This is a genomic window from Aeromicrobium choanae (genome assembly GCF_900167475.1).
In the GTDB taxonomy this organism is placed as follows: Bacteria; Actinomycetota; Actinomycetes; order Propionibacteriales; family Nocardioidaceae; genus Aeromicrobium; species Aeromicrobium choanae.
In genome coordinates this window covers 1,070,006-1,091,992 of record NZ_LT796768.1, presented here as the reverse complement: position 1 = coordinate 1,091,992, position 21,987 = coordinate 1,070,006, and the positions used below count along the sequence as shown (strand labels likewise).

Below are 21,987 nucleotides of genomic sequence, written 5' to 3'. Positions count from 1 at the left end.
AGAGCGTGTCCACCACCTCCGCGATGCCCACGTCCCCCGCCACGACCGCGCCGAAAGCTCAGCCTGCCGGCCGGGTGAGCTTCGTCGGTGCCGGTCCCGGCGACGCCAGCCTGTTGACCGTCCGCGCCACCGAGGTGCTCGCGCAGGCCGACGTCGTCATCGTCGAATCGCCTGAGCAGCACGCGCTCGTCACGAACGGCGCCGACGTGATCGACGGCGGCACCAACGCCGCCGGCGAGACCCTGACCCACGCCGCGCGCGGCAAGCTCGTCGTCAAGCACGCCAAGACCGGCGCGCACGTCGTGCGCCTGATGGTCGGCGACCCGTTCACCTACGCCACCGGCCCCGAGGAGGCCCAGGCCTGCGCCAAGGCGGGCATCTCCTTCGAGGTCGTCCCCGGCGTCTCCTCGGTCTCCGCGGTCCCGGCCTACGCCGGCGTTCCGCTGACCGACAAGCAGCACCGCGAGTTCAAGGTCGTCAGCGTCGGCGACTCGAACGTCGACTGGAGCGAGGCCGCGCGTCACGAGACGCTCGTCCTGCTCTCGGCCGTGAACCGGATCGGCGAGGTCGCCGCCGGCCTCGTGGCCGCGGGCCGCTCGCCCGAGACCCCCGTCGCGATGACGCGTCAGGGCACCACCACCGCCCAGGAGACGGTCGTCTCCACGCTGGCGGGCATCGCCGAGGCCGCCGCGGCATCGCACATGACGCCGCCGGCGATCGTGGTCGTGGGCGAGGTCGTCGCCCAGCGCGAGGTCCTGTCGTGGTTCGAGACCAAGCCGCTCTACGGCTGGCGCGTGCTCGTGCCCCGCACCAAGGAGCAGTCGCAGTCCCTCGCCGCCCGCCTGCGCATGTACGGCGCGGTGTCCGAGGAGGTCCCGACCATCTCGGTCGAGCCGCCGCGCAACCCGCAGCAGATGGACAAGGCCGTCCGCGGCCTGGTCGAGGGCCGCTACGAGTGGGTCGCCTTCACCAGCGTCAACGCCGTGAAGGCCGTCCGCGAGAAGTTCGAGGAGTACGGCCTCGACGCCCGCGCCTTCAGCGGCCTGAAGATCGCCGCCGTCGGCGAGAAGACCGCCCAGGCCATCGAGACCTGGGGCATCCGCCCCGACCTCGTGCCGTCGGGTGAGCAGTCCGGTCGCGGCCTGCTCGAGGACTGGCCGCCGTTCGACGAGCTGCTCGACCCGATCAACCGGGTCTTCCTGCCGCGCGCCGACATCGCCACCGAGACCCTCGCGGCCGGCCTGGTCGAGCTGGGCTGGGAGGTCGACGACGTCACCGCCTACCGCACCGTGCGCGCCTCGCCGCCGCCGGCGCCCACGCGTGAGGCGATCAAGTCGGGCAAGTTCGACGCCGTGCTGTTCACGTCGAGCTCGACCGTGCGCAACCTCGTCGGCATCGCCGGCAAGCCGCACGCGACGACGATCATCGCCTGCATCGGTCCGGCCACGGCCAAGACCGCCGAGGAGCACGGCCTGCGGGTCGACGTGATGGCCGAGAAGCCGTCTGCCGAGGATCTGGCCGACGCGCTCGCGCAGTTCGGCGAGCAGCGCCGCCTGCAGTTCATCGAGGCCGGCGACCCGGTCCTGCGCCCCTCGCAGAAGAAGCCGTCCTCGCGCCGCAAGGCCTGAGTCGGGCGAGATCTCGATACGCCCGCTCGTTCCTCGCGGAGCTACTCGATCACCGGGCCCGATCCGGTGATCGAGTGGCGGCGAGCGCAGCGAGACGCCGTATCGAGATCACGGAACGATCCCTCCAGGAGGCAAGCATGATCGAACGCCCACGCCGGCTGCGGTCCACCGCGGCCGTGCGACGCCTCGTGCGCGAGACGCACCTGGTGCCGTCGCAGCTCGTCCTGCCGATGTTCGTGGCCGAGGGACTCACCGAGCCCCGCCCGATCACGAGCATGCCGGGCGTCGTCCAGCACTCGCGCGAGTCCGCGCGCCGGGCGTACGCCGAGGCCGTGAGCCTGGGCCTGGGCGGGGTCATGCTGTTCGGCGTCCCCGAGCACAAGGACGCGCAGGGCTCGGGTGCGCTCGATCCCGAGGGCATCCTGAACCTCGCCATCGCCGACGCCCGGGCGGAGGTCGGCGACGACCTGCTCGTCATGAGCGACCTGTGCCTGGACGAGTTCACCGACCACGGCCACTGCGGCGTGCTCGACGCACAGGGCCGGGTCGACAACGACGCCACCGTCGAGATCTACGGCCGGATGGGCGTGGCGCAGGCTCAGGCGGGCGCCCACGTCGTCGGCCCCAGCGGCATGATGGACGGCCAGATCGACGTGATCCGCCGCGCGCTCGATGCCGCCGGCCACGAGGACGTCGTCGTGCTGGCCTACGCGGCCAAGTACGCCTCGGCCTTCTACGGTCCGTTCCGCGAGGCGGTCGACTCCTCGCTGCAGGGCGACCGCCGCACCTACCAGCAGGACCCCGGCAACCGGCGCGAGTCGCTGCGCGAGACGCTGCTGGACGTCGAGCAGGGCGCCGACATCGTCATGGTGAAGCCCGCGATGTCCTACCTCGACGTCGTGGCCGACGTGCGCGCCATCGTGGACGTGCCGGTCGCGGCCTACCAGGTCTCGGGCGAGTACGCGATGGTCGAGGCCGCCGCCGCCCAGGGCTGGATCGACCGCGACCGCGCGATCGACGAGTCCCTCCTGTCGATCCGGCGCGCCGGCGCCGACATCGTCCTGACCTACTGGGCGGCCGAGGTCGCCCGCCGTCTGCAGCGCTGAGCGTGACGTTCCAGGGGTCGCCACCGGCGTGTCGACCCCGCAAACGTCACCGCCAGCGCTTCCGAGAGGAGCACGCATGAGCACCACCGCATCCGAGGCGCTGTTCGCCCGGGCCCAGCAGGTCTCGCCGGGCGGGGTCAACTCGCCGGTACGGGCCTTCCGTGCCGTGGGCGGCACTCCCCGCTTCATGAAGTCCGGCGCGGGCGCCTGGCTCACCGACGCCGACGACAACCGCTACGTCGACCTCGTCGGCTCGTGGGGCCCGATGCTGCTGGGCCACGCGCACCCGGAGGTCATCGAGGCGGTCACCGCCGCCGCGGCCCGCGGCACCAGCTTCGGCACCCCGGCCGAGCCGGAGGTGCTGCTGGCCGAGGAGATCGTCGCCCGCACGCCCGTCGAGCGCGTCCGCATGGTCTCGTCGGGCACCGAGGCCACCATGTCGGCCATCCGGCTGGCGCGCGGCTTCACCGGCCGCGACCGCATCGTGAAGTTCAGCGGCTGCTACCACGGCCACGTGGACGCTCTGCTGGCCGAGGCCGGATCGGGCGTCGTCACGCTGGGCATCCCGGGCACGCCCGGCGTGCCCGCGCACGTCACGGCCGACACCATCGTGCTGCCGTACAACGACCCGGCCGCCGTCGACGCCGCGTTCGCCGAGTACGGCGATCAGATCGCCTGCGTCATCACCGAGGCCGCCGCCGGCAACATGGGCGTCGTCCCGCCCCACCCGGGCTTCAACGAGCACCTCTCCCGCACCTGCGCCGCGCACGGTGCCCTGTTCATCACCGACGAGGTGATGACCGGCTTCCGCGCAGCGCGCAGCGGCTACTGGGAGATCGACGGCCAGGTCGAGGGGTGGCAGCCCGACCTCATGACGTTCGGCAAGGTCATGGGCGGCGGGTTCCCCGCGGCCGCGTTCGGCGGTCGCGCCGACGTGATGGACCTGCTCGCGCCGGTCGGCCCGGTCTACCAGGCGGGCACGCTGTCGGGCAATCCCGTCGCGACCACCGCGGGCCTCACCACGCTGCGGCTGGCCACGCCCGAGGTCTACGAGCGGCTCTCCGCCACGTCGTCGCAGGTCCAGCACCTCGTCTCCGAGGCGCTCGCCGAGGCCGGCGTCGCGCACACCCTGCAGACCGCCGGGACGATGTTCAGCATCTTCTGGGGCGTCGCCGAGCCGGTGGCCGACTTCGCCGGCGCGCAGGCCCAGGACACCGCCGCCTACACGGCCTTCTTCCACGCCATGCTCGACGCCGGCGTCTACCTGCCGCCGTCGGCCTACGAGGCCTGGTTCCTCTCGGCCGCGCATGACCCCGACGTCGACTCCGAGCCCCTCTCTAGACTGGCCGAAGCCCTCCCCGGCGCGGCCCGCGCGGCAGCCGCTGCGGCCCGCTGACACGAAGGAACCCAGATGAGCACCCGCACGATCGTCCACCTGATGCGCCACGGCGAGGTCCACAACCCCGGCGGGGTCCTGTACGGCCGCCTGGCCGGCTACAACCTCTCTGACCTCGGCAACGAGATGGCCGCCACGGTCGCGGAGTCGTTGAAGACCCACGACATCACGCACTTGGTCGCCTCGCCGCTGGAGCGCGCGCAGCAGACCGCCCGCCCGGTCGCGGACATCCTCAAGCTCGACATCCAGACCGACGAGCGCGTCATCGAGGCCGGCAACAAGTTCGAGGGCCGCACCGTCGGCGTCGGCCCCAAGGCCTTCCTCAACCCGCGCTTCTGGCCGTGGCTGTGGAACCCGTTCCGCCCGTCCTGGGGCGAGGCGTACGCGCACATCGCCGCGCGCATGCTGCTGGCGATCGACGACGCCCGCGAGGCGGCGCGCGGTCACGAGGCGCTCATCGTGTCGCACCAGCTGCCCGTGTGGATCGCGCGCAAGTCCTACGAGAAGGGCCGCTTCGCGCATGACCCGCGGAACCGCCAGTGCTCGCTGGCCAGCCTGACCACGCTGACCTTCGAGGACGACGCCTTCAAGGGCCTCGTCTACAGCGAGCCCGCCGGTCACCTCATCCCCGACGCCCTGCGAGGCAAGTTCGTCGGCGGAGCATGACCCGCGCGCGGTTCGCGCGACTCGTCGTGGTCGCGCTCATGACGCTCGTCCTCTCGGCCTGCATCGAAGGTGTGAAGGACACCGGCGAGGACGGCTTCATCAACGGCAACGGCGAGATCACCGTCGTCGACCCCGGCAAGCGCAAGCCCGCTCCCGAGCTGACGGGCACCGACCTGGACGGCAACGAGCTGAGCAGCGCCGACTTCCAGGGCAAGGTCATGGTCGTCAACCTCTGGGGCTCGTGGTGTGCACCGTGCCGCAAGGAGGCCCCCGCGCTGGCGAAGGCCTCGAGTGAGCTGGCCGACCAGAACGTGCAGTTCCTCGGCCTGCTGACCAAGGACGACCCGGCCAGCGCCAAGGCGTTCAACGAGTCCTTCGACATCACGTACCCGAGCATCGACGACTCATCGGGCCGCAACCAGGCCGCCTTCGCCGACTCGCTGCCGTCCGTGGCGATCCCCACCACGTGGGTCATCGACAAGAACGGGATGGTCGCGGCGCGCGTGATGGGAGAGCTCACCGACGCCACGCTGCGCGGTCTGGTCGACCAGACCAAGAAGAGCACGCAGTGATCCCAGGCGACGTCAGCGATTGGTTCCTCGAGACCGCCGCGTCGGGCAACCTCGTCCTCACGGTCCCCGTCGCCCTGCTCGCCGGCCTCCTCTCGTTCTTCAGTCCCTGCGTCGTCCCGCTGCTGCCGGGCTACCTGTCCTACGTCTCGGGCGTGGCGGTCACGGAGCTGGAGACCGCGCGCCGCGGCCGGGTCGTCACGGGCTCGCTGCTGTTCGTGCTGGGCTTCAGCTCGGTGTTCGTCGCCGGGGGAGCGCTCTTCGGCGCGGCCGGCCAGCAGCTGCTGCCCTACCAGCGCGAGATCTCGATCATCGCGGGCGCGCTGCTGGTGCTCATGGGTGTGGTCTTCATGGGCTGGGTCCCCGTCCTGCAGCGCGACGTGCGCAAGCACGGCGTCCGCCGCGTCGGCCTGCTCGCCGCCCCTCTGCTCGGTGTCGTGTTCGGCGTCGGCTGGACCCCCTGCATCGGCCCCACGCTCACCGCGGTGCTGGCGCTCTCCGCCAACGAGGCCACCGCGGGACGTGGCGCGTTCCTCGCGCTGGTCTACTGTCTCGGGCTCGGCATCCCGTTCGTCCTCGCGGCCCTGTTCCTCACCCGGTTCCTGCGCGTCACCGGCTGGGTGCGGAGCCACCAGCGCGCCGTCTCGGCCATCGGTGCGAGCCTGCTCATCGCCACCGGCGTCCTGCTGATCACCGGCTGGTGGCAGGACATCGTCATCGCCCTGCAGCACTGGATCAGTGGATTCGAGGTTCTCCTGTGAGCCCCCGCGACAAGCGCAATGAGACCGCCTCCGAGCTGCGGCCGGTCGAGTTCGCGCGCTGGGCCTGGCGCCAGCTGACCTCGATGCGCACGGCCCTGCTGCTGCTCCTGCTGCTGGCCGTCGCCGCGGTGCCGGGATCGTTCATCCCGCAGCGCGGGGTCGACGCCCGCGCCGTGCAGGCCTACTACCTCGACCACCCGAAGCTGGCTCCCGTCCTGGAGAAGCTGGGCGGCTTCAGCGTCTTCTCCTCGGTGTGGTTCAGCGCGATCTACCTGCTGCTGATGATCTCGCTGATCGGCTGCATCCTGCCGCGCACCAAGGTCTACGCGCAGGCGCTGAAGGCCCGCCCGCCGAAGGCGCCCCGCAACTTCGCCCGGATGCCCGCCTCGGAGCGGTTCGAGACCGACGCCTCCGTCACCGAGGTGCTCGAGGCCGGTCGCCGCGCCCTCGGGCGCGCGCGCATCGATGTCGTCCAGGAGGGCGACGCCGGCGAGCTGCGCGCCGAGAAGGGCTACCTGCGCGAGGCGGGCAACCTGGTGTTCCACATCTGCGTCGTCGTGGCGCTCGTCGGCGTGGCCGCCGCCGCGCTCTGGGGCTACCGCGGCAACGTGATCGTGGTCGAGGGCGACGGCTTCAGCAACACCCTGTCGCAGTACGACGAGTTCTCCTCCGGCGCGATGTTCGACGCCCAGTCCGACCTCGAGCCGTGGTCGCTGCAGCTCGAGGACGTCCTGACGCGCTTCTACGTCGAGGGCACCCAGCGCGGTGCCCCCAAGCTGTTCCGCGCCACGGGCACCTACCGCGAGGCCCGGGCGGACGACGACGGCGACTTCAAGATCGAGGTCAACCACCCGCTCTCGGTGGGCGGCGAGGACGTCTTCCTCGTCGGCCAGGGCTACGCACCCGTCATCCGGGTCACCGACGCCTCCGGCAAGGTCGCGTTCGACGGACCCGTGCCGTTCCTGCCCGCCGACTCCACCTACACCTCCACCGGTGTCGTGAAGGTGCCCGACGCCGACGGCGACCAGCTGGGCTTCCAGGGCTTCTTCCTGCCGACGGCGTTCTCCTCCAGCCCGGACGAGCCCTCGGTGTCGGTGTTCCCCGGTGCGCTCAACCCGCGGATCGGCATGAACCTGTGGACCGGCGACCTGGGCCTGGACGAGGGCGTCTCGCAGTCGGTCTACTCGCTGGACACCAGCAACATGACCCAGGTGAAGGACGGCGACGGCAACTTCCGCGTCGACATCGGCCCCGGTGAGAGCCAGGAGCTGCCCGGCGGAGGCACGATCGAGTTCGTCGAGCTCAAGCAGTTCGCCCGGTTCCAGATCGGGCACACGCCCGTCCCGTGGCTCCCGCTGTTCGGCGTCGGCCTGGGCATCCTCGGCCTCACCGCCTCCCTGATCGTGCGGCCCCGGCGCACCTGGATCCGGGCCCGCGCCGAGGGATCACGTACCGTGGTGGAGGTGGCAGCGCTCGACCGCGTCCCGCGTGATGACCTGCCCGCAGAACTCGACGACCTGATGTCCCGGCTCCACGCTGAACTGGGTGAGCAGGAGAAGGAAAAGGCATGACACTCGACCAGTGGGCCCAGCTCTCCAACTACCTCACCGGCTCGGCCTTCGCCGTGCTGTGCGTGGCGTTCTTCTGCCACGTGGCCGAGTGGATCACGGCGCGCAGCAAGGCGCCCGTGGCCGTGGCGGCCGGAACCGGCGACGTCCTCGTCTCCGAGGACGGAGCGGACAGCGGAGACGCCGAGGTCGACACGCCCGACCGCCTCGTCGGCGTCGCCGTGTCGCTCACCGTGCTCGGCACGCTGCTGCTGATCGGGGCCTCGGTCACCCGCGGCCTGGCCACCCAGCGCGCCCCCTACGGCAACATGTACGAGTTCGGCGTCACCGGCACGGCGATCGCGCTGTCGGTCTACCTGCTGATGGTGTGGCGCTCGAAGATCCAGTGGATGGGCGGCGTCGTGCTGGCCGTCTGCCTGTTCATCCTCGCGATGTCGATCTCCAGCTACACCCCGGCCGGACCTCTCGTGCCCGCGCTGAACACGTTCTGGAAGTACATCCACGTCACCTCGATCATGACCGCCGCGGCGATGTTCATGGTCGGTGCCGCGGCCAGCGTGCTGTACCTCGTCAAGGCCCGCGCGGAGGAGCGCGGCAGCGTCGGCCCGGTCCTGGAGCGGTTCCCCGCCGCCGCGCGCATCGACCAGGTGGCGTTCCGCGTCAACGCGGTCGGCTTCCCGCTGTGGACCTTCGGTGCCCTCATCTCCGGCCCGATCTGGGCCCACCTCGCGTGGGGCCGCTACTGGGGCTGGGACCCGAAGGAGGTCTGGGCGCTCATCACCTGGATCGTCTACGCGGGCTACCTGCACGCCCGCGTGACCGCCGGCTGGAAGGGCAAGCGCGCCGCCTACCTCGCGCTCGCCGGTTTCGTGACGTTCATCATCAGCTACTACGTCGTGAACCTCTTCGTGTCGGGCCAGCACAGCTACGCCTGAGCGGTTCGCTAGCGTCACCCACATGGGTGCACGCATCGAGGTCGCGGGGCTGACGAAGTCCTACGGCGACCTCACCGCCGTCGACGACCTGACCTTCACGGTCGAACCGGGCGAGTTCTTCGGCCTCCTCGGCCCGAACGGAGCCGGCAAGACCACCGCGCTCGAGATGATCGAGGGACTGCGCCACCCCGACGGGGGATCGGTCTCGATCGACGGCCACGACCCCTGGAAGCGCGATCCCGCCCTGCAGCGGCGTCTCGGCGTGCAGCTGCAGTCCTCCGCGTTCTTCGAGCGGCTCACCGCCCGCGAGCAGCTGGCCACGTTCGGCGCGCTCTACGGCGTCGGGGGCGACCGGGTGGACGCCCTCCTCGAGCAGGTCGGGCTGCAGGACAAGGCCCGCTCGCGGGTGGAGGACCTGTCCGGCGGCCAGGCCCAGCGGCTCTCGATCGCCTGCGCGCTCGTTCACGACCCCGAGGTGGTCTTCCTCGACGAGCCGACCGCCGCCCTCGACCCCCAGGCGCGCCGTAACCTGTGGGACTTCCTCGAGGGACTCAACGACTCGGGTCGCACCGTCGTGCTGACCACGCACTACATGGAGGAGGCCGAGGTGCTCTGCGACCGGGTTGCGATCATCGACCACGGCCGCCTCCTCGAGCTCGACTCGCCGGCGGCCCTCGTGCGCGGGCTCGACGCCCCCACGCGGATCAGCCTCGCCCCCGGGGCCATCGACGAGACTCGCGCTCGGGGGATCGACGGGGTCGAGGCCGTCGAGGTCCACCCGGACCGCACGGTCCTGTCCACGCGCCGCCCCGCCGACGTCCTGACCGCGCTGGCCGGCCTCGACGCCCTCGACGGGCTCAGCGCCTCCGGAGCCTCCCTCGAGGACGTCTTCCTCAGCCTCACCGGACGGAAGTACCGCTCGTGACCGCACTGACCTCGCTCTCGCGCGCCATGCTCCTGGGGTTCGTCCGCGACCGGATGACCCTGTTCTGGGCCGTCCTGTTCCCGCTGATGTTCCTCGTCCTGTTCGGCGGCCTGCTCACCAATGACGGCGCCCCGAAGCTCGAGGTCGCCCAGGTCGGCGACGTCGCCGCACTCGACGACATGGCTCCCGAGGCGCGCGACGCGCTCGAGCAGAGCATCGAGATCACGCCGGCCACCGACGAGGCGAAGGCGTTGCGCGAGGTGCGCGACGGCGACCTCGCCGCCGTGATCACCGAGGAGGGCGACCGGCTCGTCGTGCACTACTCGCAGGCCGACCAGGTCACGGCGGCGCGGGTGCGCGGCACGTTCCAGGGCATCGTCGACTCGGCCAACCTCGCCGCCGCCGGCGGCACGCCCGCGTTCACGCTGGAGACGCAGCAGGTCGAGGACGAGTCGCTCGAGCCGATCCAGTACGTCACGCCCGGCCTGCTCGGCTGGGCGATCGCCATGAGCGCCACCTTCGGCGCCGCGGTCAACCTCGTCGCGTGGCGCCAGTCGGGCCTGCTGCGCCGCCTGCGCCTGGCACCCATCCGCACCTCGTCGGTGGTGCTCGCCCGTGTCGGCGTCAGCGTCCTGGTGGCGCTGGGCCAGACCGCGATCTTCCTGGGCCTGGCGGTCGGCGCGTTCGGTCTGGTGCTCAGCGGGTCGTGGCCGCTCGTGATCCCGCTCGTGCTGGCGGGCACGCTCGCGTTCCTGTCGATCGGGCTGCTGGCCGGCTCGATCAGCAAGACCGAGGAGGGTGCGGTCGGCCTCGCGAACTTCATCGTGCTGCCGATGGCGTTCCTGTCGGGCTCGTTCTTCTCGCTCGAGGGGGCACCCGACTGGCTCCAGGCCATCAGCAGGCTGCTGCCACTGCGCCACCTCAACGAGGCGATGCTCGACGTCATGGTGCGCGGTCAGGGCGTGGAGGCGATCTGGGCGCCGCTGGCGATCCTGCTGGGCTTCGCCGCCGTCTGCTCGCTCATCGCCTCGCGCGTGTTCCGCTGGGACGCCTGACGCGGGACTGGGTCAGAGGCCGCGCAGGAAGTCGGGGTCGTCGTCGGGGCCGAGCGGGCGCGGAGGACGCTTGCGGGGTCCGCCGGTGGAACGGCCCTTGGCGACGCCGAAGATCAGCCACAGCGCGGCGCCGGCGTAGGGCGCCAGGACGATCAGCAGGGCCCAGCCCCACTTGGGCAGGTGCTGCACACGGTCGCGCGGCGTCGCCACGAGGTCGTACAGGCTGTAGACCATGAGAACCACGGCCGCCAGTACGAGGAAGACCTTGCCCATGGCCAGAGCGTACCGACCCCGTTCCAGCGCTGCCCCGGGTTGGCGAGACCTCACCGGCCGTCCCGTGCTCGGCGACGACAACTAGAATCCGAGGCATGAAGGCCTTCTGGACGTACACGCTCGCCCGACTCGGGGTCTTCCTCGTCACGTGGGCGGTGCTGTGGGGGATCTCCCGCCTCGTCTTCGACCCGAGCGCCGTCGTGGACCTGTGGGTCCTGCTGCTCGCGCTCATCGTCTCGTCGATCATCGCGATCATCACCCTGCGAGGCCTGCGCGACCAGGTGGCGGTGAAGTTGCAGGAGCGGTCGAAGGCTCTCAACGACCGCATCGAGGAGTCGCGCCGTGCCGAAGACGTCGACTGAGGACCGCGACTGGCTGGCCGATGCGGTCCGCCGGGTCGAGGCCGACGCGAACCGCAGTGCCGACACCCACCTGCACGCGCTCGACCTGCCGTTCGACGGGGTGCAGATCTACCTCAAGGACGAGTCGGTCCACCCCACCGGCAGCCTGAAGCACCGGCTGGCGCGCTCGCTGTTCCTCTACGCGCTGTGCAACGGCTGGATCCACCGTGGCTCCACGATCGTCGAGGCCTCGAGCGGCTCCACCGCCGTCTCGGAGGCCTACTTCGCGCGACTGCTGGGCCTGCCGTTCGTGGCGGTCATGCCGCGCAGCACGAGCGCCGAGAAGATCTCGCTCATCCAGTGGTACGGCGGCCGCTGCCACTTCGTCGACGACGCCCGGCAGATGTACGCCGAGGCGCAGCGCCTGGCCGACGAGTGCGACGGCCACTACATGGACCAGTTCACCTACGCCGAGCGCGCCACCGACTGGCGCGGGAACAACAACATCGCGGAGTCGATCTTCGCCCAGCTCTCGGCCGAGCCGCACCCGATCCCGGCGTGGATCGTCGTCAGTGCGGGCACGGGCGGCACGTCGGCCACGATCGGCCGCTACGTCCGGTACCGGCGCTTCGACACCCGGCTGCTGGTCGCCGACCCCGAGGGCTCGGCGTTCTTCGAGGGCTGGGACCAGGACCGGTCCGACGTCACGACCGACGTCTCCTCGCGGATCGAGGGCATCGGCCGGCCGCGGGTCGAGCCGTCGTTCGTCGGCGGGGTCGTCGACGAGATGGTGCACGTCCCCGACGCCGCCTCGATCGCGGCGATGCGCTGGACGTCCGACCTCATCGGGCGGCCCGTCGGGGGCTCCACCGGCACGAACATGTGGGCCGCCCTCGGGCTCGCCGCGCAGATGGTGGCCGAGGGCCGGGAGGGCTCGATCGTCACGCTGCTGTGCGACGGGGGAGACCGCTACACGCACACGTACTTCGACGACCGGTGGGTGGCCGAGCACGGCCTCGACCCGACGCCCTACCTCCAGCAGCTGTCGGAGCTGACCAGCCGCGGCACGTTCACACCGGGCCGATGAACAGCCCGACCGTCAGCCCGATCGCGTAGACGAGCTCGGCGATGCCCGTGTCCTTCAGGACCGGGATCAGCGCGGGGCCGCTCGCGCCCGAGCGCACCGCGGCCACCGAGCGGGCGGCCAGCGGGATGCCGAGCCAGGCCAGCAGGACCCACGGGGTGGCGGTGGCGCACCACGCGACCACCAGGACGAAGGCCGTCATCACGAGCGCGGCGTAGAGCCAGCGCGTGCGCCTGTCGCCGAGGACGACCGCGAGCGTGCGCTTGCCGGTCTCGGTGTCGGTGGGGATGTCACGCAGGTTGTTGGCCACGAGGATCGCGCAGGCCAGCGCGCCGACGCCGATCGCGCCCGCCACGCTGACGTCGTTGATCGTGCCGAGCTGGACGTAGGTGGTGCCGAGCACCGCGACCAGGCCGAAGAACAGGAAGACGCTGACCTCGCCCAGCGCGCGGTAGCCGTAGGGCTTGGAGCCGCCCGTGTAGCCCCACGCCGCGAGGATCGCCAGTGCGCCGACGGCGATCAGCCACCAGCCGGACGTCGCGGCCAGCACGAGCCCGAGGGCGGCACCCAGGGCGAGGAACGCGAGCGCCACGGCCTTGACCTTCGCGGGAGCGACGAGCCCGGACCCGACGAGGCGCAGCGGGCCGACGCGGTTCTCGTCGGTGCCCTTGATCCCGTCGGAGTAGTCGTTGGCGTAGTTCACGCCGATCTGCAGCGCCAGCGAGACGCCGAGCGCGACGAAGGCCTTCCACCAGACGACGCCGTCGTCGAACGCGGCGGCACCCGTGCCGACGGCGACGGGGGCGATGGCGGCGGGCAGCGTGCGCAGCCGCGCGCCCTCGATCCACAGTTTCAGGCCGGTCGGGGAGGTCACCCCGAGAGTCTAGGAGGACGCATCCGGGCCGGTCCTACAGTGGTCGGGTGGTCGCCTCCCTGTCTCCCGTCGCCGGCTCCGCCCGCGAGGTGCTCGAGGCGCTGCGGCCGTGGGTCGCCGGTGGCGGGCCGCCGCTGGTGATGCGCACGTCGGGCAGCACGGGCGAGCCGAAGTCGATCCGGCTGTCCCACGCCGCGGTGCTCGCGTCGGCGCACGCCGCGCTGGAGCGACTGGGTGGCCCGGGCCAGTGGCTCTCGGCGCTGCCGCCCACGGGGGTCGGCGGCCTCCAGGTGCTGGTGCGGTCGATCGTGGCGGGCACCGAGCCGGTCTTCCTCGACGAGCACCCCGACGTGGCCGCCGCCGCGGCGGCGATGACGGGCTCGCGGCGCTACGCCTCGCTCGTGCCCACGCAGCTCTTCCGGCTCGTCGAGACCGGACGGGCGGGTGACCTCGCGTCGTTCGACGCCGTGCTGCTGGGCGGTGCCGCCGCTCCCCGGGCGGTGCTCGAGCGGGCGGCCGGGGCGGGCGTGCGGATCGTGCGGACCTACGGCATGACCGAGACCTGCGGCGGCTGCGTCTACGACGGGCTCCCGCTCGACGGGGTGCGGCTGCGCATCGAGGACGACGGTCGCGTGGCCATCGCCGGCCCCGTGCTGGCCGAGGGCCAGGGGGAGTGGCTGGTCACGAACGATCTCGGACGGCTCGATGCCGACGGCCGTCTCCGTGTGCTGGGCCGCGCCGACCAGGTGGCCGTGAGCGGCGGGGTCAACGTCCCGCTGGCCGCGGTCGAGTCGGTGCTGCGCGACGAGCCGGGCGTGCTCGACGTCGTGGTCGTGGCCCAGCCCGACCCCGAGTGGGGCCAGCGCGTCGTGGCGTTCGTGGTCGGTGACCTCGACCGCCCCCGCGCCGCCGCCGCCGTCGAGCGGGCCGGCCACCCGCGCACCTGGACCCCCCGCGCCGTCCACGTCCTCGACGCCCTGCCGCTGCTGCCTGGCGGCAAGCCAGACCGCGTCGCGCTGGCGGGTGGAAGTTTCCCCGGTTAACAGGGGAAACCACCACAGAGCGGGGGAAGTTTCCCCCGCACAGCGGTGGGAAACCCCGCACAGTGGGGAGTTGGCGCTCCGTTCACAGTCCGCGGAGCGCCTCGGCGACGGGGGTGTCGCCGCCGATGACCTCGAACTGTTTGCCGATGGTGCTGTCGTCGGCGAGGGCCGCGGCGATGACGGCGGCGACGTCGGCGCGGGAGATCTCCGCGCGGTCGACGGTCTCGCCCACGGTGACCGAGCCGGTGCCGGGGTCGTCGGTGAGGGCGCCGGGGCGCACGATCGTCCAGTCGAGGCCGCTGTCGCGCAGGGCGGCGTCGGCGTCGCGCTTGGCCTCGACGTAGGCCTTCCAGACGGGCTGGACGTCGGCGCCGAGGTCGTTGTCGACGCCGATCGCCGAGACCTGCACGAAGCGCCGGATGCCGAGCGCCTTGGCAGCCTCGATCGACTTCAGCGAGCCCTCGAGGTCGACGCTCTTCTTGCGCTCGATCTTGCCGTCGGGCCCGCCGCCGGCGGCGAACACGACGGCGTCGCAGTCGGTGAACGCCGTCGCGAAGTCCTCGGCCGTGGCCGCCTCGATGTCGAGCAGTCGGATGGCGGCCCCGGGCAGGTCGGCGGCATGGTCGGGGTTGCGGACGAGGGCGACCGGGAGGTCGCCGCGTTCGGTGAGCAGAGGGACGAGGAGGCGGGCCACCTGGCCGTGGCCTCCCACGATCGCGATGTCGGACATGACTCCACCGTAGGCAGGTCCTCCAGGGTTCGCCCGCCGCGAAGTTCGAGGCGCAGTGGAACCTGAGCGGTTCTCCGTGGATACTCTCGTGGGTGGAGTTCCGTACCTACTCGATCCCGATGCGCACGCGCTTCCGCGGCCTCGAGCACCGACAGGGGATGCTGGCCGAGGGCCCGGCCGGCTGGGCCGAGTTCAGCCCCTTCCCCGAGTACGACCACGTCGCCTCCCTGCCATGGCTCCAGGCCGCCATGGAGGCCGCCTGCAAGCCCTGGCCCGAGCCCGTGCGCGAGTGCGTGCCGATCAATGGAATCGTCCCGGCCGTCGGCGACGGCGCCACCGCCGCCCGTACCGCCGTCGAGAGCGGCTGCCACACGATCAAGATCAAGGTCGCCGAGGCCGGCGAGACCCTCGAGAACGACATCGAGCGCATCGCCGCGATCCGCGACGCGCTGCCCGGCGTGCTCATCCGCATCGACGCCAACGGCGCGTGGCAGGTGAAGGACGCGATCAAGGCCATCAAGAAGCTCGACCACGTCGCGCGCGGCCTCGAGTACGTCGAGCAGCCGTGCGCCACGGTCGAGGAGCTCGCGCAGGTGCGGCGCAAGGTCGACGTGCCGATCGCGGCCGACGAGTCGATCCGCCGGGCCGCCGACCCCTTCCGGGTCCGAGACCTCGATGCCGCCGACATCGCGGTGCTCAAGGTGCAGCCGCTGGGCGGCGTGCGGGCGTGCCTGCGGATCGCCGAGCAGATCGGCATGCCGGTGAGCGTCTCGAGCGCCGTGGAGACGTCGATCGGCCTGGCGGCCAGCATCGCGCTCGCCGCCGCGCTGCCGGACCTGCCCTACGCCTGCGGCATCGGCACCGCCCACCTGCTCACGAGCGACGTCGTCGCCGATTCGCTCGAGCCGGTCGACGGCAGCCTGTGGCCCACCCGGCCGGTGCTCGACGAGGAGGCGTACGCGAAGGTCGCCGCGCCGCCCGAGGTCGACGAGCGCTGGCAGGCCCGCCTGGCCCACGTGCAGGAGACGCTGTGACCGGCGAGAGCGCCGTCGAGACGGCGCGAAGACTCGTGGCGACCCTGCTCGCGCAGGAGGTCTCCGACGCGGTGCTCTCGCCCGGCTCCCGCTCCGGCCCGATCGCGCTGGCCCTGCACGCCGCCGACGACCAGGGCCTCATCCGCCTCCACGTCCGCGTCGACGAGCGCGAGGCCGGCTACCTCGCCCTGGGTCTGGCCAAGGCCTCGGGCCGGCTGACCCCCGTGATCACCACCTCGGGAACCGCCGTGGCCAACCTGCACCCGGCGCTGCTGGAGGCGCTGCACTCGCGGATTCCCGTGCTGGCCGTCACGGCCGACCGCCCGAGCCACCTGCGCGGCACCGGGGCCAACCAGACCACGGTGCAGCCGGGCCTCTTCCCCGGCATCACGTTCACCGATCGCATCACGGGGCTGGCCGGCGCCGTGCGCGGCGGCGGACCCGTGCACCTCAACGTCGAGCTCGACGAGCCGCTCGTCGAGTCGGTCTCGTGGAAGTTCCCGCAGAACTCGTGGTCGATGAACACCCCGGCCGCGGGACGCACCCAGACCCTGGAGACCGGCCCGCGCACACTCCTCGTGGCCGGTGACGGTGCCGACCCCGCGCTCGCCGCGGTCGCGCAGCAGGCCGGCTGGCCGATCCTCGCGGAGCCGTCGTCCGGCCTGCGCGGCGCGCCCACGGCGGTGGCGTGCGGGCGGGTCGTGCTGGGCGGCCGGCTGATCGAGCGCGTCGAGCGGATCGTCAGCGCCGGGCACCCCACGCTGTCGCGACCCGTCACGAACCTGCTGACCCGGACCAACCTGCCCACGGTCCACGTCGGCGACGCGAGCACGTTCCCGGGCGTCCCCGGTGCGAACGTCACCTTCGCCGACCGCATCTCGGTGCGCGGAGGCACGGGGGACGAGTCCTGGCTGCGCAGCTGGATCCAGGCCGGCGACCGGATCCAGAACGCCCTGCTGCAGGCCGAGCAGTTCACGGTGGCCGACGCGGTCTGGAAGGCCGCCACGCGGGGCCTGCTCGTGCTCGGCTCGTCCAACGTGGTCCGCGACGTCGACCTCGTGGCGCCGGTCCGTGCTCCGGGCCCGCGCGTCCTGGCGAACCGCGGCCTCGCGGGCATCGACGGCACCGTCTCCACCGCGATCGGCGCGGCTCTCGCCAGCTACGGCCGGGCGATCGCCCTGATGGGCGACCTCACCTTCCTGCACGGGGCCAACGGCCTGCTGATCGGTCCGATCGAGCCGCGGCCCGACCTGACGATCGTCGTGCTCAACGACGACGGCGGCGGCATCTTCCACACGCTCGAGCAGGGTTCGCCCGACTACTCGCTGGCGTTCGAGCGCGTCTTCGGCACGCCCACGCGCACGAAGATCGACGCGCTGTGCGCCGCGCACGGCGTCAAGCATCGCCTCGTCGAGGCCGGTCAGCTGGCCGCGTACCTCTCGCGGGCGCCGGTCGGGATCGAGGTGCTGGAAGTGCAGGTGACCCGCGCCGGGCGCCGTGCGCTGCAATCGGTTGTCTCGGGTCTCGCCGCCGTCTAGGTTTGTGGCCAGCGTCACACCGGGTTGCGCTGGGCAGGAGTGGACATGGTTGACGAGGCGTTCGACCACATCGTCATCGGTGCGGGAAGTGCCGGGGGTGTGATCGCCGCAAGGCTCACCGAGGATCGCGACCGTTCGGTCCTGCTGCTGGAGGCCGGTCCCGTCGACCAGGACGACATGATCAAGATCCCGGCCGGGTTCAGTCAGCTGTTCAAGACCCGCTGGGACTGGAACTACGAGACCAGCGCGCAGAAGCACCTCGGCGGCCGCCGGGCCTATTGGCCACGGGGCAAGGCACTCGGTGGCAGCTCCACGATCAACGCGATGATCTACATCCGCGGCAACGCCGCCGACTACGACGAGTGGCGCGACGCCTACGGGGCCACGGGGTGGGGCTACGACGACGTCCTGCCGTACTTCGTGAAGTCCGAGGCCAACCAGCGGCTCTCGGGTCCGTACCACGGCACGGAGGGCCCGCTGGTCGTCGAGGACCGCCGGTTCACCCACGAGCTGACCTCGGCGTTCGTCGAGTCGGCCGTGGCGGCCGGGCTCAAGCGGAACGACGACTTCAACGGCGCGCACCAGGAGGGTGCCGGTGTCTACCAGGTCACCCACCGACGCGGCGAGCGCTGGTCCGTCGCCGACGCCTACATCCGTCCGGCGATGGGCCGGCCCAACCTCACGGTGCGCACCGACGCGTTCGTCACGCGCATCCTGATCGAGGACGGACGCGCCACGGGCGTCGCCTACCGCAAGCACGGGGTGGAGCACGTCGTCCGCGCGAACGCCGAGGTTATCCTCAGCGGCGGCGCGATCAACAGCCCGCAGTTGCTGATGCTCTCGGGCGTCGGCCCCGGCGCGCACCTGCGCGAGATGGGCATCGACGTCCTCGTCGACTCCCCCGGGGTGGGGCAGGGTCTGCAGGACCATCCCGTCGCCGGGACCCTGGTCTACACGCGCAACACCACCGACCTGGCCGACGCGATCACGCTGGGCAACATCATGCGGTGGAAGGCCACCAAGACGGGTCCGCTGGTGTCCAACATCGGCGAGGGCGGGGCGTTCTACACCTCCCGCGACGATCTCGACCTGCCCGACATCCAGATCCACGTGGCACCGAGCGGCTTCTACGACAACGGCCTCCACGAGCCCGTCCGCCGGTCGGTCACGGTGGCGCCGACGCTCGTCAACGTGCAGAGCCGCGGCCGGATCCGGCTCCGCTCGGCCGACCCGTCGTGGCACCCCGAGATCGACCCGGCGTACTTCGACGACCCGGCCGATCTCGACGCCATGCTCGGCGGCTACCGACGCATGCTCGAGATGGTCTGGCAGGGCCCCATGGCGCGGATGCTCGACGAGCCGTGGGAGCCGGCCGTGCGCAACCCCACGGACGACCAGATCCTCGACGTCATCGCCCGGTTGGGCCAGACGCTCTACCACCCGACCTCGACGTGCGCGATGGGTACCGTGGAGGGCAGCGTCGTCGATCCCGAGCTGCGCGTGCACGGGGTCGAGGGCCTGCGCGTCGCCGATGCCTCCGTCATGCCGCGTGTCCCGCGCGGCAACACCAACGCACCCACCATCATGATCGGCGAGAAGGTCGCCGATCTCATTCGAGGAGCCTGACATGACCGCCACCATCGAATCCGACGTCGCCGCGGCCGAAGGTCCCCTGCCCACGTTCGACTCGCTCAACCCCGCCACCGGCGATGTCGTCGGCACCCATCCGATCGACGGCAGGGACGAGGTCGACGCCGCCGTCGCCGCCGCGCGCGAGGCCTCCACGTGGTGGCGCGACCTGGGCTTCGACGGCCGCAAGGAGTACCTGCTGCAGTGGCGCAGCGTCCTGACCCGCCGGCTCAACCAGCTCGCCGACCAGGTGCACCGCGAGGGTGGCAAGCCGCACGGCGATGCCCTGCTCGAGGCCGGACTCGCGATCGACCACATCGCGTGGGCGGCCAAGAGCGCGGGCAAGGTGCTCGGCCGCCACAAGGTGAGCACCGGCCTGCTGATGTCGAACCAGACGGCGTACGTCGAGTACAAGCCCCTCGGGGTCGTCGGCGTGATCGGACCGTGGAACTACCCGACGTTCACGCCCATGGGCTCGATCGCCTACGCGCTCGCGGCCGGCAACACCGTGGTCTTCAAGCCCAGCGAGTACACGCCCGGCGTCGGGCGCTTCCTCGTCGACACCTTCACCGAGGTCGTCCACGGCCGCCCCGTGCTGAACCTCGTCACGGGCCTGGGCGAGACCGGCAACCACCTGTGCACGGCCGCGGTCGACAAGATCGCGTTCACCGGGTCGGCCGCCACCGGCAAGAAGGTGATGGCGGCGTGCGCCGAGAACCTCACGCCGGTGGTGATCGAGGCCGGCGGCAAGGACTCGCTCATCGTCGACGAGGACGCCGACCTGCAGGCGGCCGCCGAGGCGGCGCTGTGGGCCGGGATGTCCAACGCGGGCCAGACCTGCATCGGCACCGAGCGCGTCTACGTGCACGAGAAGGTGTTCGACCCGTTCCTGGCCGAGCTGCTGAAGCAGGCCCAGGGCATCCGCCCGGGCTACGACGACGGTGGCGTCTACGGCCCCGCGACGATGCCCAAGCAGCTCGACGTGATCCGCAGCCACATCGACGACGCGCTCGCGCGCGGCGGCCGGGCGGTGCTGGGCGGCGCCGGAGCGGTGGGCGAGAAGTACGTGCAGCCCACGATCCTCACGCACGTCCCCGAGGACTCGCTGGCCGTCACGGAGGAGACGTTCGGCCCCACCCTCGTGGTGAATCCCGTCAAGGACATGGACGAGGCCGTCGAGCTGACCAACGCCACGAAGTACGGCCTGGCCGGTGCGGTGTTCGGCAAGAAGCGCGCGCTCGACGTCGCCTCGCGCATCCGCTCGGGCATGACGTCGGTGAACTCGGTGATCTCCTTCGCCGCCATCCCCGGCCTGCCGTTCGGCGGCGTCGGCGACTCGGGCTTCGGCCGCATCCACGGTCCCGACGGCCTGCGCGAGTTCACCTACCCGAAGGCGATCACGAAGCAGCGGATGAAGCCGTTGCTGATGCTGCAGTCGATGACCCGCGACGAGAAGACCGAGAGCCGCTTCCAGCAGCTCCTCACCGTGATGCACGGCGGATCCAGCACCCTGCCGAAGAAGCGCTGACGCAGCGCTGAGGCACCAGAGCGCCCCGGGCCCCTGAGGGACCCGGGGCGCTCTGCCGGTGGGTGTCCGTCACTTCCTCACGCGGAAGTTCTTCTTGGCCACGGGGCCGAGGCCCTTGCTGTTCTTCGCCTGGACGAAGACCGTGTTGACGCCATTGCGCAGCTTGGACCGCTTGATCACCAGCGCCCGCTTGGAGCCGCTCACGTTGCGCTTGAGCAGCGTCTTGCCGCCCTTCTTCACCACGATCCGGTACGAGGTGATCTTCGCGCCGCCGTTGGACGCCGGAGCCTTCCAGACGACCTTGCGCACCTTCGAGGTCTTCTTGCCACCGACCTTCAGCGACCGGACCTTGCCGGGCTTGGTGGCCGGCTTCGCGAACAGGCTCTTGAACACCAGGTACCGGCCCTGGGTGAAGTTGGCGACGGCGAACGAACCGCCGCTGAGCACCGTGAGGCCTGTCGAGAGGTTCAGGTCGGAAGCGGGTCCGCCCAGCACCTTCAGGGGAGTGTCGTTCCCGTCGGCGTTCGGTGCGAACACGCGAACCGTGGCGGGACTGAACGTGGCCACGTGGATCCGGCCGGCCGAGTCGGCATCGAGACCGTTGATCTCGGTGTTCGGCAGGGCGTTGTTGATCGACTGGATCGGCGTTGCCGCCCCGTCTGCGGTGCGCGAGTACGCCCGCAGCTGGGTGCCGTTGGCCGTCCACACCCGCGGCCCGGAGACCACGATGGAGCGACCCTGGCCGAGGCCGGTCACGGCGCGCTCGGTCGGAGCCGGGTTGCCGGTCGCGGAGGGGGAGTAGACGTTGTACCCGTTGGTCTTGCGGACGTAGACCTCACCGCCGGCGATGTCGATGCCGAAGCCCGAACCGGGGCCGGTGCCGAACGTCTTCACCGGAGCCACGTTCCCCGACGCGTTCGGCGCGAAGACGAGCACCGTGCCGGCGATGTTGACGACGTACAGGAAGCCGTTCGAGTCCAGGGCCACGTCGCGCGGGGTGGCCAGCTGGGTCGCGGCACCGCTGATGCGGCGCAGCGGGGCCGAGGCGCCCGAGGCGTTCTTGCGGTGGACGACGATCGCGTTGTTGCCCTGGGAAGCCACGTAGACGTTCCCGGCTGCGTCGTCCTCGATGCCGATGGGGCCGGACAGCTCTCCGCTGACGGTCTTGGTGGGCGGTACGTCCACGTTCACCGCGGCGGTCGCGGGTGAGGCGGCGATCAGGCCGGCGACGAGCGCGCCGGTGGTGCCGAGCGCGAGCGCCCGGGAGGTGGTCTTGACGAGGGGGGTCATCGAATTCTCCAATC

Annotated in this window: 21 protein-coding genes; 17 read left to right on the top strand and 4 right to left on the bottom strand. The window is 71.5% G+C overall.

Annotation, left to right across the window (positions count from 1 at the left end):
• The first annotated feature begins 23 nt into the window (after nucleotides 1–23).
• The 10 genes from cobA (at nucleotide 24) to B5D60_RS05330 (ending at nucleotide 10,609) form a co-directional block, all read left to right on the top strand.
• The gene (gene cobA / locus B5D60_RS05375) at nucleotides 24–1,628 is read left to right on the top strand and encodes a uroporphyrinogen-III C-methyltransferase (protein ID WP_153303101.1); all 1,605 of its coding nucleotides are present in this window, start codon (nucleotides 24–26) and stop codon (nucleotides 1,626–1,628) included.
• 137 nt (nucleotides 1,629–1,765) lie between these two features.
• Nucleotides 1,766–2,734, top strand: coding sequence for a porphobilinogen synthase (gene hemB, locus B5D60_RS05370; protein ID WP_078699194.1), 969 nt, complete (start codon nucleotides 1,766–1,768; stop codon nucleotides 2,732–2,734).
• A 76-nt stretch (nucleotides 2,735–2,810) separates the two neighbouring features.
• The gene (gene hemL, locus B5D60_RS05365) at nucleotides 2,811–4,130 is read left to right on the top strand and encodes a glutamate-1-semialdehyde 2,1-aminomutase (protein WP_078699193.1); all 1,320 of its coding nucleotides are present in this window, start codon (nucleotides 2,811–2,813) and stop codon (nucleotides 4,128–4,130) included.
• 15 nt (nucleotides 4,131–4,145) lie between these two features.
• Nucleotides 4,146–4,796, top strand: coding sequence for a histidine phosphatase family protein (locus tag B5D60_RS05360; RefSeq protein ID WP_078699192.1), 651 nt, complete (start codon nucleotides 4,146–4,148; stop codon nucleotides 4,794–4,796).
• Nucleotides 4,793–5,368 carry a TlpA family protein disulfide reductase gene (locus B5D60_RS05355; protein WP_078699191.1) on the top strand — a complete coding sequence of 192 codons (576 nt, stop codon included), beginning with the start codon at nucleotides 4,793–4,795 and terminating at the stop codon, nucleotides 5,366–5,368. Before B5D60_RS05360 ends, B5D60_RS05355 begins: the two co-directional genes overlap by 4 nt.
• On the top strand, nucleotides 5,365–6,126 hold the full coding sequence (locus tag B5D60_RS05350) for a cytochrome c biogenesis CcdA family protein (RefSeq protein ID WP_197684408.1): 762 nt from the start codon (nucleotides 5,365–5,367) through the stop codon (nucleotides 6,124–6,126). The genes B5D60_RS05355 and B5D60_RS05350 overlap by 4 nt, the downstream gene beginning before the upstream one ends.
• Nucleotides 6,123–7,697, top strand: a complete 1,575-nt coding sequence (gene resB, locus B5D60_RS05345; RefSeq protein ID WP_153302878.1) for a cytochrome c biogenesis protein ResB — start codon at nucleotides 6,123–6,125, stop codon at nucleotides 7,695–7,697. Before B5D60_RS05350 ends, resB begins: the two co-directional genes overlap by 4 nt.
• Complete coding sequence (gene ccsB / locus B5D60_RS05340; RefSeq protein WP_078699190.1) at nucleotides 7,694–8,629, top strand: c-type cytochrome biogenesis protein CcsB; 936 nt, start codon at nucleotides 7,694–7,696, stop codon at nucleotides 8,627–8,629. Before resB ends, ccsB begins: the two co-directional genes overlap by 4 nt.
• A gap of 22 nt (nucleotides 8,630–8,651) precedes the next feature.
• Nucleotides 8,652–9,554: an ABC transporter ATP-binding protein gene (locus tag B5D60_RS05335; protein WP_078699189.1), complete on the top strand. Its 903-nt coding sequence runs from the start codon at nucleotides 8,652–8,654 to the stop codon at nucleotides 9,552–9,554.
• A complete protein-coding gene (locus tag B5D60_RS05330; protein WP_197684407.1) occupies nucleotides 9,551–10,609 on the top strand; it encodes an ABC transporter permease in 1,059 nt (352 codons plus the stop codon). The genes B5D60_RS05335 and B5D60_RS05330 overlap by 4 nt, the downstream gene beginning before the upstream one ends.
• 12 nt (nucleotides 10,610–10,621) lie before the next feature.
• Here the strand turns inward: B5D60_RS05330 and B5D60_RS05325 are convergent, their stop codons facing one another.
• Nucleotides 10,622–10,882, bottom strand: a complete 261-nt coding sequence (locus tag B5D60_RS05325) for a PLD nuclease N-terminal domain-containing protein (protein ID WP_078699188.1) — start codon at nucleotides 10,880–10,882, stop codon at nucleotides 10,622–10,624.
• 95 nt (nucleotides 10,883–10,977) lie between these two features.
• Between B5D60_RS05325 and B5D60_RS05320 the strand changes: the two genes are divergently transcribed.
• Together B5D60_RS05320 and cds1 are read left to right on the top strand one after the other, a co-directional pair.
• Complete coding sequence (locus B5D60_RS05320) at nucleotides 10,978–11,244, top strand: DUF4229 domain-containing protein (RefSeq protein WP_078699187.1); 267 nt, start codon at nucleotides 10,978–10,980, stop codon at nucleotides 11,242–11,244.
• Entirely contained in the window at nucleotides 11,225–12,310 is a 1,086-nt protein-coding gene (gene cds1 / locus B5D60_RS05315) for an L-cysteine desulfhydrase Cds1 (RefSeq protein WP_078699186.1), read from the top strand. The genes B5D60_RS05320 and cds1 overlap by 20 nt, the downstream gene beginning before the upstream one ends.
• On the opposite strand, the gene B5D60_RS05310 is transcribed toward cds1, so the two are convergent.
• Nucleotides 12,294–13,181 (bottom strand): 1,4-dihydroxy-2-naphthoate polyprenyltransferase, encoded by an 888-nt coding sequence (locus tag B5D60_RS05310; protein ID WP_197684406.1) that lies wholly within the window; start codon nucleotides 13,179–13,181, stop codon nucleotides 12,294–12,296. The two genes, cds1 and B5D60_RS05310, sit on opposite strands and share 17 nt — an antisense overlap.
• A gap of 47 nt (nucleotides 13,182–13,228) precedes the next feature.
• Between B5D60_RS05310 and B5D60_RS05305 the strand changes: the two genes are divergently transcribed.
• Complete coding sequence (locus B5D60_RS05305) at nucleotides 13,229–14,224, top strand: AMP-binding protein (protein WP_078699185.1); 996 nt, start codon at nucleotides 13,229–13,231, stop codon at nucleotides 14,222–14,224.
• An 82-nt stretch (nucleotides 14,225–14,306) separates the two neighbouring features.
• Here the strand turns inward: B5D60_RS05305 and B5D60_RS05300 are convergent, their stop codons facing one another.
• Nucleotides 14,307–14,954, bottom strand: a complete 648-nt coding sequence (locus tag B5D60_RS05300) for an NAD(P)-binding oxidoreductase (protein WP_078699184.1) — start codon at nucleotides 14,952–14,954, stop codon at nucleotides 14,307–14,309.
• A gap of 92 nt (nucleotides 14,955–15,046) precedes the next feature.
• Between B5D60_RS05300 and B5D60_RS05295 the strand changes: the two genes are divergently transcribed.
• Genes B5D60_RS05295 through B5D60_RS05280 form a run of 4 tightly spaced genes read left to right on the top strand, consistent with a single transcriptional unit; the run spans nucleotide 15,047 to nucleotide 20,683 of the window.
• Nucleotides 15,047–15,988: an o-succinylbenzoate synthase gene (locus B5D60_RS05295; RefSeq protein WP_078699183.1), complete on the top strand. Its 942-nt coding sequence runs from the start codon at nucleotides 15,047–15,049 to the stop codon at nucleotides 15,986–15,988.
• A complete protein-coding gene (gene menD / locus B5D60_RS05290; protein ID WP_078699182.1) occupies nucleotides 15,985–17,526 on the top strand; it encodes a 2-succinyl-5-enolpyruvyl-6-hydroxy-3-cyclohexene-1-carboxylate synthase in 1,542 nt (513 codons plus the stop codon). The genes B5D60_RS05295 and menD overlap by 4 nt, the downstream gene beginning before the upstream one ends.
• A 45-nt stretch (nucleotides 17,527–17,571) precedes the next feature.
• Nucleotides 17,572–19,152 (top strand): GMC family oxidoreductase, encoded by a 1,581-nt coding sequence (locus B5D60_RS05285; RefSeq protein ID WP_078699181.1) that lies wholly within the window; start codon nucleotides 17,572–17,574, stop codon nucleotides 19,150–19,152.
• Between the two features lies 1 nt (nucleotide 19,153).
• A complete protein-coding gene (locus B5D60_RS05280) occupies nucleotides 19,154–20,683 on the top strand; it encodes an aldehyde dehydrogenase family protein (protein WP_078699180.1) in 1,530 nt (509 codons plus the stop codon).
• A 69-nt stretch (nucleotides 20,684–20,752) separates the two neighbouring features.
• On the opposite strand, the gene B5D60_RS05275 is transcribed toward B5D60_RS05280, so the two are convergent.
• Nucleotides 20,753–21,973 (bottom strand): NHL repeat-containing protein, encoded by a 1,221-nt coding sequence (locus B5D60_RS05275; RefSeq protein ID WP_078699179.1) that lies wholly within the window; start codon nucleotides 21,971–21,973, stop codon nucleotides 20,753–20,755.
• Nucleotides 21,974–21,987 lie beyond the last annotated feature (14 nt).